The sequence below is a fragment of the Streptomyces sp. SudanB5_2050 genome (genome assembly GCF_964272335.1).
GTDB lineage: Bacteria > Actinomycetota > Actinomycetes > Streptomycetales > Streptomycetaceae > Streptomyces > Streptomyces rochei.
The window spans coordinates 331,358-344,298 of record NZ_OZ186760.1; the positions used below are offsets into that span (position 1 = coordinate 331,358).

At 75.8% G+C, this 12,941-nt stretch carries 2 protein-coding genes (1 of these 2 cut by a window edge); both read right to left on the reverse strand.

Annotation, left to right across the window (positions count from 1 at the left end; translation table 11 throughout):
• On the reverse strand, window positions 1–11,300 hold the start of the coding sequence (locus ACFZP7_RS01095) for a type I polyketide synthase (protein ID WP_385633554.1). 17,551 nt of this gene lie to the left of the window's left edge; 11,300 of the gene's 28,851 nt are visible here — the first part of the coding sequence; its start codon is at window positions 11,298–11,300; the stop codon falls past the left edge of the window.
• Between the two features lie 431 nt (window positions 11,301–11,731).
• Complete coding sequence (locus tag ACFZP7_RS01100) at window positions 11,732–12,793, reverse strand: GDP-mannose 4,6-dehydratase (RefSeq protein WP_019324560.1); 1,062 nt, start codon at window positions 12,791–12,793, stop codon at window positions 11,732–11,734.
• Between the last annotated feature and the right edge of the window lie 148 nt (window positions 12,794–12,941).

Genomic DNA, 12,941 nt, shown 5'->3' on the forward strand with positions numbered 1-12,941 from the left:
GAGGAGACGGCGCAGCGCAGGGGGCGGTCGGTCCGGCTCCACCCGGTGTTCTCGGTGATGAGGCGGACGGTGCCGCCGGACCAGTCGATGTGGCTGGAGGGTTCGTCGGCGTGCAGGGTGCGCGGCAGTTCGCCGTGGCGCATGGCCTGGACCATCTTGATGACGCCGGCGACGCCCGCGGCGGACTGGGTGTGGCCGATGTTGGACTTCACCGAGCCGAGCAGCAGCGGGTGTTCGGGGTCGCGGTCCTGGCCGTAGGTGGCGAGCAGGGCCTGGGCCTCGATGGGGTCGCCGAGGGCGGTGCCGGTGCCGTGGGCCTCGACGGCGTCGATGTCGGCCGTGGTCAGGCCGGCGGCGCGCAGGGCCTGGCGGATGACGCGGACCTGGGAGGGGCCGTTGGGGGCGGTCAGGCCGTTGGAGGCGCCGTCCTGGTTGATGGCCGAGCCCCGGACGACGGCGAGGATCTCGTGGCCGTTGCGGCGGGCGTCGGAGAGCCGTTCCAGGACGAGCACGCCGATGCCCTCGGCGAGGGTCATGCCGTCGGCGCCCTCGGAGAAGGCCTTGCAGCGGCCGTCCCGGGCGAGGGCCCGCTGCCGGCTGAAGGCGATGAACGGCATCGGGTTGGTCATGACCGTGGCGCCGCCGGCCAGGGCGAGGGTGGACTCGCCGTTGCGCAGCGACTGGCAGGCCAGGTGCAGTGCGACCAGGGAGGAGGAGCAGGCGGTGTCGACGGTGACCGCCGGGCCCTGAAGGCCGAAGGTGTAGGCGAGGCGGCCGGACAGGACGCTGGGGCTGGAGCCGGTGACGACGTGTCCCGCGGAGCCGTCGTCCATGCCGACGCCGTAGTCCTGGTAGGTGGAGCCGATGAAGGTGCCGGTGGGAGTGGAGTGCACCGAGGCGGGGTCGATGCCGGCGTGCTCGAACGCCTCCCAGGTGGTCTCCAGGAGCAGGCGCTGCTGCGGGTCCATCGCCAGGGCCTCGCGCGGCGAGATACCGAAGAAGCCGGCGTCGAACTCGCCCGCGTCGTGCAGGAAGCCGCCCCGCGTGGAGTACGTGGTGCCCGGCCGGTCGGGGTCGGGGTCGTACAGGGCGTCGGCGTCCCAGCCGCGGTTGCCGGGGAACTCGGAGATGGCGTCGGTGCTGTCGGCGACCAGCCGCCAGAAGGCGTCGGCGGAGCGGACGCCGCCGGGGAAGCGGCAGCTCATGCCGATGATGGCGATGGGCTCGTCGGTGGCGCCGGCGGTGGCGGGCGCGGCGGAGGACTCGGCGCCGCCCAGGAGTTCGCCGCGCAGGTGGCGGGCGAGGGCGACGGGGTTGGGGTAGTCGAAGACCAGGGTGGTGGGCAGGGTGAGCCCGGTGAGCGCGGCGAGTCGCTTGCGCAGTTCCACCGCGGTCAGCGAGTCGAAGCCGGCGTCCCGGAAGGCGCGTTTGGCGGGCACGCCCTCGGCGGAGGTGTGGCCGAGGACGACGGCGGCCTCGGAGCGCACCAGGTCGAGCAGCAGCCGCTCCTGCTCCTCGGCGGTGAGGCCGCCGAGCCGGCCGGCCAGCTCGGCGGCCGTGCCGGAGGCGCCCGGGGCGGCGGGGGCGCGCAGGGCGGCGACGGTGTCGATCGCGTCGAACAGGCGGCCGGCGCGGGCGGCGGTGAAGACGGGGTGGTACTGCTCCCAGTCGACGTCGGCGACGGTGACGGCGCTCTCGCCGCGTACGACGGCGCGGCGCAGCTCGGTCATGGCGGTGTCCGGCCGCAGGAGCCGCAGTCCGGTGCGCTCGATGCCCTCGGAGACCGAGCGGTGGGCGCTGGCCATGCCGACCTCGGCCCAGGGGCCCCAGGCGACGGAGGTGGCGGTGAGGCCGCGGGAGCGGCGGTTCTCGGCGAGTGCGTCGAGGTAGGCGTTGGCGGCGGCGTAGGCGCTCTGTCCCGCGCTGCCCCACACGCCGGCGACGGAGGAGACCAGGACGAAGAAGTCCAGGTCGCGGTCGCCGAGCAGGGCGTCGAGGTGGGCGGCGCCGAGGGTCTTGGCGGCCATCGTCGCGGCGACCTCGTCCAGCGGGGTGGCGGTCAGCGGCGCGGACTGGCCGACGCCGGCCGCGTGCACCACACCGGTGAGGGGCGCGTCGTCGGGTACGCCGTCGAGCACCGCGGCCAGCGCGCCGCGGTCGGCGGCGTCGCAGGCGACGAGGGTGACCCGGGCGCCGAGTTCCTCCAGTTCGGCGCGGAGTTCGACGGCGCCGGGGGCTTCGCCGCCGCGGCGGCCGGTGAGGATCAGGTGGGTGGCGCCGGAACGGGCCAGCCAGCGGGCGGTCTCGGCGCCGAGGCCGCCGGTGCCGCCGGTGATCAGGACGGTGCCGGAGGCCGTGAACTCGTCCTCGCGGGGCAGGTCGTCGCCGGGGTGGCGTACGACGCGGCGGGCGAGGGTGCCGTCGGCGCGCACGGCGAGCTGGTCCTCGCCCTCGTGGGTGGCGAGGACGCTCACCAGGCGCTGGACGGCCGGGGCGTCGAGGACCTGCGGCAGGTCGACCAGGCCGCTCCACTGCTCGGGCCGCTCCAGGGCGGCTGCCCGGCCCAGGCCCCAGGCGGCGGCCCGGGCGGGGTGGGTCAGGGGGTCGCCGGGGCCGGTGGTGACGGCGCCGCGGGTCACCGTCCACAGCGGGGCGGTGACGCCGGTGTCGCCCAGGGCCTGGGCGAGGACGACGCCGAGGGCGAAGCCGGTGGGCAACCCGTCTTCGGGGTGGGCCGGGTCGCCGAGCGGCAGTAGGGAGAGGACGCCGCTGACGCCCGTACCGCCGTCGGCGGCCGCGGTCTCGACGGCGGCGCGCAGGGTCTCGGCGAGGTGGTCGCGGTCGAGGTGGGTCTCGTCCAGGACGAGGCGTCGGACGACGGCTCCGTGGCCGCGCAGGGCGTCGAGGACCTCCGCGGCCTCGTCGGCGGGTGAACCGGGAGCGAGGTCCCCGTCGGGGTGGGAGGGGGCCGTGGTGACGGCGAGCCAGGTGCCGTCGAGGACGGGGGCGCCCCCGGTGCCGGCGGGGTGCCAGGCGACCCGGTAGCGGGCGGCGTCCAGGACGGCACGTTCCTGGCGGGCGCGCCGCCAGGACGACAGGGACGGCAGCAGCGCGTAGAGGGAGGCGTGCTCCTCGTCGCGCAGGCCGAGCAGCCCGGCCAGCCCGGCGGCGTCGCCGGACTCGACGGCGGTCCACAGTGCGGCGTCGGCCGGGTCGGTGGCTCCGGCGGCGCCGCGGCGGGCGGTGGGCGCGGTGGTGTCCGGCCAGTACGTCTCGTGCTGGAAGGCGTACGTGGGCAGTTCGACGGTGGTGGCGCCGGTGCCCCGGTGGACGGCGGCCCAGTCGACGCGGACGCCGCGCACGTGCAGGCGGGCGAGGGCGGTGAGGGCGGACTCGTCCTCCGGGCGGCCGGTGCGCAGCAGCGGCACGGCGTCGGCGTCGGAGTCGTCGCCGAGGGTGTCCTGGGCGGCGGCGCACAGGGAGCCGCCGGGGCCGATCTGGAGGAAGGTGGCGGCGCCCGCCTCATGGGCGGCGCGCACCGCGTCGGCGAACCGGACGGTGGACCGCGCGTGCCGCACCCAGTAGGCGGCGGTGCGCAGGTCGTCGCCCTCGGCCGGGCGGCCGGTGAGGTCGCAGACGACGGGCACGGTGGGCCGGTGGTACGTCAGGCCCTCGGCGACCTCGCGGAAGGCGTCCAGGACGGCGTCCGTGCGGGGCGAGTGGAAGGCGTGGCTGACCCGCAGGCGGCGGGTGGTGCGGCCCCGTTCGGCGAAGTGGGCGGCGATGCGTCCGGCGGGCTCCTCGTCGCCGGAGACGACGACGGCCGAGGGCCCGTTGACGGCGGCCAGGGAGACGCGGTCCTCCAGGCCCGCCAGGAGCGGCAGCACCTCCTCCTCGGACGCCTGGAGGGACCACATGGCGCCGCCCTCGGGCAGGGCCTGCATGAGGCGGGCGCGGGCGGCGACCAGGGCGCAGGCGTCGCCCAGGGAGAGGACGCCCGCAGCGTGGGCGGCGCTGATCCCGCCGATGGAGTGACCGAGGAGCACGCCGGGGCGCACGCCCCAGGAGCGGACGAGCCGGTAGAGGGCGGTCTCCAGCGCGAACAGGGCGGGCTGGGTCCAGCCGGTCTCGTACAGGGCGGCGGCGCCGGGGGTGCCCTCCTCGGCGAACAGGACGTCCTTCAGGGAGCCGTGCGGGGTGCCGGCGGGGGCGTCGAGGAGCAGCGGGTCGAGGCGGGCGACGACCTCGTCGAGTGCCTCAGCGAACACCGGGTGGCGCTCGTACAGTTCGCGGCCGGTGCCGGGGCGCTGGCTGCCCTGGCCGGTGAAGAGCAGGGCGGTGCGGCCGGCGCCGCCCGTCTCGCCGAGGACCAGTGCCGGGTCGGTGCGGTCGGCGGCCAGCGCGGCCAGGGCGCGGCGGGCGTCCTCGGCGGTGCCGACGACGACGGCGCGCTGCTCGAACGCCGGGCGGGTGGTGGCCAGCGAGAGGGTGACGTCGGCGGGGGCGTCGGCGGGGCGGGCGTCGAGGTGGGCGAGGAGGCGGGCGGCCTGGGCGCGCAGCGCGGGGCGGGTGCGGCCGGACAGGGTCCAGGGCAGGACGGCCGCGGCGACGGTGCCGCCGGTGTCGGTGGTCTCCGGGGCCTTCGCGGGCTCGCCCTGTTCGAGGACGACGTGGGCGTTGGTGCCGCTGATGCCGAAGGAGGAGACGGCGGCACGGCGCGGGCGGCCGGTCTCGGGCCAGGGGGTGTGCTCGTGGACGAGGGCGACCGCGCCCGATTCCCAGTCGACGTGCCGGGAGGGTGCGCCGGCGTGCAGGGTGCGCGGCAGCTCGCCGTGGCGCATCGCCTGGATCATCTTGATGACGCCGGCGACACCGGCGGCGGCCTGGGTGTGGCCGAGGTTGGACTTCACGGAGCCGAGCAGCAGGGGCTGTTCGGGGTCGCGGTCCTGGCCGTAGGTGGCGAGCAGGGCCTGCGCCTCGATGGGGTCGCCGAGCGGGGTGCCGGTGCCGTGGCCCTCGACCGCGTCCACGTCGGCGGGGGTCAGGCCGGCGGTGGCCAGGGCCTGGCGGATGACCCGCTGCTGGGACGGCCCGTTGGGGGCGGTCAGGCCGTTGGAGGCGCCGTCCTGGTTCACGGCCGAGCCCCGGACGACGGCGAGGACGCGGTGGCCGTTGCGGCGGGCGTCGGACAGCCGCTCCAGGACCAGCACGCCGACGCCCTCGGACCAGCCCACGCCGTCGGCCTCGTCGGAGAAGGCCTTGCAGCGGCCGTCGGGCGACAGGCCGCGCTGGCGGGAGAACTCGATCAGGGAGCTCGGGGTGGACATCACGGTGACGCCGCCGGCCAGGGCCAGCGAGCACTCCCCCGCGCGCAGCGCCTGCATCGCGAAGTGCATCGCGACCAGGGAGGAGGAGCAGGCGGTGTCGACGGTGACCGCCGGGCCCTCCAGGCCCAGGGCGTAGGAGACGCGGCCGGAGGCGATGCTCGGGGCGGTGCCGCTGCCCTGGTGGCCCTCGAAGCGCTCGTCGGCGAGTGTCGCCGAGTAGTCGCTGTACATGACGCCGGCGAAGACGCCGGTCCGGCTGCCGCGCAGGGAGACGGGGTCGATCCCGGCGTGCTCGACGGCCGTCCAGGAGGCCTCCAGCAGCAGACGCTGCTGGGAGTCGGTGGCGAGCGCCTCGCGCGGGCTCATGCCGAAGAAGCCGGCGTCGAACTCGCCCGCGTCGTGCAGGAAGCCGCCGTGACGGGCGTAGGAGGTGCCGGGGTGGTCCGGGTCGGGGTGGTAGAGGTGGTCGAGGTCCCAGCCGCGGTTGACGGGCAGTCCGCCGATGGCGTCGGTGCCCTCGGCGACCAGGCGCCACAGGTCGTCGGGGGAGGTGACGCCGCCGGGGTAGCGGCAGCTCATGCCGACGACGACGATCGGGTCGTCGGCGGTGGCGCGGGTGGGCGTGCCGGTGTCGGGCGCGGCGGTCTCGGGTGCGGTGTCGGTGAGTTCCCGCAGCAGGTGGCCGGCGAGGGCGGCGACGGTCGGGTAGTCGAAGGTGACGGTCGCGGAGGTGCGCAGGCCCGTGGCCGCGGCCAGCCGGTTGCGCAGTTCGACGGCGGTCAGCGAGTCGAAGCCCAGTTCCTGGAAGGGCCGTTCGGGGTCGATGTCGTGTGCGGAGGCGTGCCCGAGGACGGTGGCCGTCTGGGTGCGGACCAGGTCGACGACGGCCTCGGCGCGGGACTCTTCGTCGAGCCGGGACAGGCGCTGGGCCAGGCTGAGGGCCGCCTCGGAGCCGGTGCGCACGGTGCGGCGGGTCCGGGTGCGGATCAGGCCGCGCAGCAGGGGCGGCACCTCGCCGTGACCGCGCAGGACGGCGAGGTCCAGACGGGCGGGGACGACGGCGGCGCGGGGCACGGTGAGGGCGGCGTCGAAGAGGGCGAGGCCCTGCTCGGTGGTGAGCGGGGGCGTGCCGGAGCGGGACATGCGCTCCAGGTCCTGCTCGGACAGCTCCCCCGTCATGCCGCCGGTGGGCGCCCAGGGGCCCCAGGCCAGGGAGAGTCCGGGCAGGCCCGCGTCCCGGCGCAGGCGGGCCACGGCGTCCAGGAAGGCGTTGCCCGCCGCGTAGTTGGCCTGGGCGGGGGTGCCGGTGGTGCCGGCGAGGGAGGAGAACACCACGAACGCGGCGAGGTCCAGGTCGCGCGTGGCCTGGTGCAGATGCCACACGGCGTCCGCCTTGGGGCGCAGGACGGCGGTCAGGCGCTCCTCGGTGAGGGATTCCACGAGGCCGTCGTCGAGGGTGCCCGCGGTGTGCACGACGCCGGTGACGGGGTGGTCGGCGGGCACGGAGGCGAACAGCCGCCGTACCGCTTCCGGGTCGCTCACGTCGCAGGCCACGAGGGTCACCTCGGCCCCGGACTCCCGCAGTTCGGCGCGGAGTTCGGCGGCGCCGGGGGCGTCGGGACCGCGGCGTCCGGCGAGCAGCAGGTGCCGTACGCCGTGTTCGGCGACCAGGTGGCGGGCGAGTACGGCGCCCAGGCCGCCGGTGCCGCCGGTGACGACGACGGTGCCCTCGGGGTCCCAGGGTGCGGCGGTGTCACGGTCGCCGGGGCGGACGCGGGTGAGGCGGGCGCCGAGCACCGTGCCGTCGCGGAGGGCGGTCTGCGGTTCGTCGGCGGACAGGGCGGCGGCGAGGGCGGCGGGCGCGTCGCCCACGGCGGCGGCGGGATCGAGGTCGAGCAGGCCGAAGCGGCCGGGGTGTTCGGTCTGGGCGGCGCGCACCAGGCCCCAGACGGCCGCGGCGGCGGGGTCGGTGACGCCGTCGCCGCCCGCGGGGACCGCGCCCCGGGTGACGAACACCAGGCGGGAGCCGCGCGGGGTGTCCGCGGCGAGCCATTCCTGGAGGCGGGTGAGGACATGGGCGGTGAGCGTGTGCACCGCGGCCGGGACGTCGTCGCCGGCGCCCGTGACGCAGGCGAGCACCAGCTCGGGCGTGCCGGCGCCGAAGGTGGGGGTGTCCCCGGTGAGGGCGTCGACCGGCGTCCCGGCGGCCGCCAGCGCGTCGCCCAGGTGGTACGGGTCGGCGCCGAGCAGGCCGACGGTATCGGTGAGGGGTTCCCCCGTGGGGCCGGGCAGGCGTACCCAGTCCAGGGCGAACAGGGCGTCGCGTTCCAGGGCGGAGGCGGCGGCTCCCCGGGCGTCGGGGGCGGAGCGCAGCACCAGGGAGCCGACCGAGGCGACGGGCGCGCCGGTGGTGTCGGCCAGGGCCACGGCGACGGCGTCGTCACCGGCCGGAGTGATGCGGACCCGGGCCTCGGCGGCGCCGCTCGCGTGCAGGGTCACGTCCTGCCAGGCGAAGGGCAGCCCGCCGCGGGCGTCCTCGCCCAGCGGCGCGAGCGCGGTGGCGTGCAGGGCGGCGTCGAGCAGCGCGGGGTGGAGGCCGAAGGAGGGGGCGTCGCCGGCCGGTCCCGCGTCGAGGGCGACCTCGGCGAAGGTCTCCTCGCCGCGCCGCCAGACGGCGCGCAGGCCGCGGAACGCGGGGCCGTAGGAGAACCCGGCGTCGGCCAGACCGTCGTAGAAGCCGTCGAGCGCGACGGGCTCGGCACCGGCGGGCGGCCAGACGGCGGCGTCGAACTCCTCCGTCTCCGGCGCGGCGTGGGCGCCGGGGGCGAGGGTGCCCTCAGCGTGCCGTGTCCAGGGCCGGTCCTCCTCGCCGTCGGGGCGGGAGTACAGGCTCAGGGGGCGGCGGCCGGTCTCGTCGGGGCTGCCGATCCACACCTGGAGCTGGACCCCGCCGTCCTCGGGCAGGGCGAGCGGCGCGGCCAGGGTGAGGTCCTCGACCCGCTCGCAGCCGACCTCGTCGCCGGCGCGCACGGCCAGTTCCAGGAACGCGGTGCCGGCCAGCAGCACGGTGCCGCGCACGGCGTGGTCGGCGAGCCACGGGTGGGTGCGCGCCGACAGACGGCCGGTGAGGAGCAGGCCGTCGGAGTTGGCGAGGGTGACGGCGGCGGCGAGCAGCGGGTGGTGGGCGGCGCCGAGTCCCGCGGACCGCAGGTCGCCGGGGAGTCCGGCGACTCCCTTGGGCCAGAAGCGGCGGTGCTGGAAGGCGTAGGTGGGCAGGTCGGCGCGGGCGGCGCCGGTCCCCTCGAACCAGCCCTTCCAGCGCACGGGGGTGCCCCGCAGGTACAGACCGGTGACGGCCTCGGTGAGCGCGGCGGCCTCGGGGCGGTCCTTGCGCAGCGCCGGCAGCACGGCGGCCCGGTCGTGTCCCTGATCGTCCAGGACGGTGCGGGTGAGGGCGGCGAGCGTGGCGTCGGGGCCGAGTTCGAGGAACAGGCCGGTGCCGTGGCCGGCGAGCCAGGAGACACCGTCGGCAAAGCGCACCGCCTCTCGGACGTGGTCGGTCCAGTGGTCGGCGGAGGTCAGCTGCTCCAGGGTGGCGGGCGCGCCGGTCAGGTGGGTGACGACCGGGATGGTGGGGGCCTGCGGGGAGAGTCCGGCGACGACCGTCCGGAACTCCTCCAGCATGGGCTCCATGAGCGGCGAGTGGAAGGCGTGCGAGACCCGCAGCCGGCGGGTGCGGCGTCCCAGGGCGGCGACGCGCGAGCTGACGTCCTCGACCGCACCGCGCTCACCGGCGACGACCACGGCCCGGGGACCGTTGACGGCGGCGACGGAGACCTGTCCGGGGTGCGCGGCCAGGAGCGGCGCGACCTCGTCCTCGGTGGCCTCCAGGGAGGCCATGGCGCCGCCCTCGGGCAGCGCCTGCATGAGCCGGCCGCGCGCGAGGACCAGGGTGCAGGCGTCCTCCAGGGAGAATACCCCGGCCACGTGGGCGGCGGTGATCTCCCCGACGGAGTGGCCGGCGAGGTGGTCCGGGGTGACGCCGAAGGACTCGACGAGCCGGTAGAGGGCCACTTCGAGGGCGAACAGGGCGGGCTGCGCGTACGCGGTGCGATCGAGCAGGGCCGCCTCGGCGCTGCCCTCCTCGGCGAACATCAGGGGGCGCAGCGGGCGGTCGAGGCCGGCGTCGAGGTGGCCCAGCACCTCGTCGAGGGCGCGGGCGAAGGCCGGGAAGCGGGCGTACAGGTCACGTCCCATGCCCGGTCGCTGGGAGCCCTGGCCGGAGAAGAGCACGGCGAGTTTGGTACGGCCGCGCGGCTGGTGGGTGCGCAGGCCGGGGGCGTCCTCCCCCGCGGCCAGCGCGGTGAGAGCGGCGACGGCGGTGTCCCGGTCGGAGGCGGTGAACGCCGCCCGGTGCTCGAAGGCGGAGCGGGTGGTGGCCAGGGCGTGGGACACGTCCAGGGCGCGCAGTCCCGGCCGGGCGGCCAGGTGGTCGAGGAGCCGGGTGGCCTGGGCGCGCAGTGCCTCGGGGGTGCGGCCGGACAGCAGCCAGGGCAGTGGGCCGGCCTCGACGACGGGAGCGGACTCGCCCTCGTCGTCGGCGCCGGCGGACCGCTCGGCCGGGGCCTCCTCGATGATGGTGTGCGCGTTGGTGCCGGACAGGCCGAAGGAGGAGATGCCCGCCCGGCGGGGTGTGCCGTCGCGGCGCGGCCAGGGGACCGGTTCGGTGAGCAGCCGGACGGCGCCCTCGGTCCAGTCGACGTGGCTGGAGGGCCGGTCCACGTGCAGGGTGCGGGGCAGTAGGTCGTGGCGCATCGCCATGACCGTCTTGATGATGCCGGCGATGCCGGCGGCGGCCTGGGTGTGGCTGATGTTGGACTTCACCGACCCCAGCAGCAGCGGGCGTTCGGGATCGCGTCCCTGGCCGTAGGTGGCGAGGAGGGCCTGGGCCTCGACGGGGTCACCGAGGACGGTGCCGGTGCCGTGGGCCTCGACCACGTCGACGTCGGCGGCGGTCAGCCGGGCGTTGACCAGGGCGGATTCGATGACGCGCCGCTGGGAGGGGCCGTTGGGGGCGGTGAGGCCGTTGGAGGCGCCGTCCTGGTTGACGGCGGAGCCGCGGACCACGGCGAGGACGTGGTGGCCGTTGCGGCGGGCCTCGGAGAGCCGTTCGAGGACGAGCACGCCGACGCCCTCGGACCAGCCGGTGCCGTCGGCGGCGTCGGCGAAGGACTTGCAGCGGCCGTCGCCGGCCAGGCCGCCCTGCCGGGCGAACTCGACGAAGGTGGTGGGGCTCGCCATCACGGTGACGCCGGCGGCCAGGGCGAGGGTGCACTCCCCCGCGCGCAGCGACTGAGCCGCCAGGTGCACCGCCACCAGTGAGGAGGAGCAGGCGGTGTCGACGGTCACGGCGGGACCGACGGCACCGAAGAAGTAGGAGAGGCGGCCGGACAGGATGCTGGTGGCGTTTCCGGTGAGCTGGAAGCCCTGCACGTCGTCGTCGGGGCCGACGCGGTAGTCCTGCGGCATGGCGCCGACGAACATGCCGGTACGGCTGCCGCGCACCCCGGCGGGGTCGATGCCGGCGCGTTCGAACGCCTCCCAGCCGGTTTCGAGCAGGAGCCGCTGCTGCGGGTCCATGGACAGCGCCTCGCGGGGCGAGATGCCGAAGAAGTCCGGGTCGAAGGCGGGCGCGTCGTGCAGGAAGCCGCCCGCGAAGTCCGCCGGTCCGTCGCCGAGGGCGGTCTCCCAGCCGCGGTCGGCGGGCATGCCGGTGATGCCGTCCTCACCGGCCTCCAGCATCCGCCACAGGTCCTCGGGGCTGCTGACGCCACCCGGGTAGCGACAGCTCATCCCGACGATCGCGATGGGCTCGGTGGCCGCCGCCTCCAGCTCGCCCACCCGCTCCCGCGAGCGCTTCAGGTCGGCGCTGGCCCGGCGGAGGTAGTCCCGGAGCTTCTGTTCCTTGTCCATTTCAACGCAACCCATCTGGAAGAAGACCGGCGGACGGCTGGCGGTCCGACGTGGACGGCGGACGTCCCGGGCGGCCGTACGGCGCCGGGGGGTCGGGCGTGCCCGAGGGAGGGAGGGCGACCGGGGACACGACCGCCGCGGCGGTCCGCCCGGCTCGGTGGCTCACGCGCCCGCGAGGGCGGGTGGGATGTCACGTCGCGCGGGGCACCCCGGTGACGGTCCCCCGGCGCGCGGCGGGACGGGCAGGGCCCGGACCGTTCCTCCGCGGCACACGCCCCGTGCGCGTGCCGAGCACACTGTTCCGCTGACCATGGGCACAGTCTGCGACGGCGCCCGCTCTGGAAATCCCTAGTGTGTGAGGGCGGTCGTCGATGCTCGGCCGCGGGGACGGCAGGGACCGCCGACGGAACGGCAGGGACCCGTCACCGGGTCTACCAGTTGCCCAGGAGTCCGGAGGGACCGGAGGCTCCGGTGGCGAGCAGACGGCTGTAGTCCCGCTCCCGGGAGGCCTGGCGCAGGTCGGACTCGACCATCATGCGCATCAGTTCCTCGAAGTCGACCTCGGGCTTCCAGCCCAGCTCCCGGCGGGCGTTGCCGGAGTCCGCGCAGAGAGTCTCCACCTCGGCGGGGCGGACCAGTCCGGGGTCGACGACCACATGGTCCCGCCAGTCGAGGCCGACGTGCTCGAAGGCGATGCGTGCCGCGTCGCTGACCTTGTGCATGGTGCCGGTGCCCACCACGTAGTCCCCGGGCTCCTCCTGCTGGAGCATCAGGTGCATGGCGCGGACGTAGTCACCGGCGAAGCCCCAGTCGCGCTCGGCGTCGAGGTTGCCGAGGCTGAGCTTGTCCAGCAGTCCCAGCTTGATCTGCGCGACCGCCAGGGAGATCTTGCGGGTCACGAACTCGGCCCCGCGTCGCGGCGACTCGTGGTTGAACAGGATGCCCGAGACGCCGTACATCCCGTACGACTCCCGGTAGTTGCGCGTGATGTAGTGGCCGAACGTCTTGGCGACCCCGTACGGGCTGCGCGGGTGCAGGAAGGTGGTCTCCCGCTGCGGGCTCTCCGCCACCTTGCCGAACATCTCGGAGGACGACGCCTGGTAGAAGCGGATCTGGCCGCGGCTCGCGCCCCCGGAGGACTTGCTCAGGCCCGACACCATCCGCACGGCCTCCAGCATCCGCAGCACGCCGAGGCCGTTCACCTCGGTGACCAGCTCGGGCTGCTGCCAGGACATGGGGACGAACGAGATGGCTCCCAGGTTGTAGACCTCGTCGGGCTGGACCAGGTCCACGGCCGACACCAGGCTGCCCTGGTCCATGAGGTCGCCGTCCACGAAGGACAGCTCGGGGATCAGCTTGGCGATCCGGTCCTTGCGTGGGTTGGCCTGACCCCGGCAGAGCCCCCACACCTGGTAGCCCAGGCCGAGGAGGTGCTCCGCCAGGTACGACCCGTCCTGTCCGGTGATTCCGGTGATGAGTGCGCGCTTGGTCATGTTCCCTCTTTCCACCGCCACGGTGAGGACGCGGTCGGGCGGAAATCCGCGCCCGTGGGGCGGACCGGTCGACACCCCCTGCACGAGCCGTCCTCGTCGCAGCCATGCAAGCACGGGCGAGGCTAAGGAATTTGCGAGTCTTTCCGCC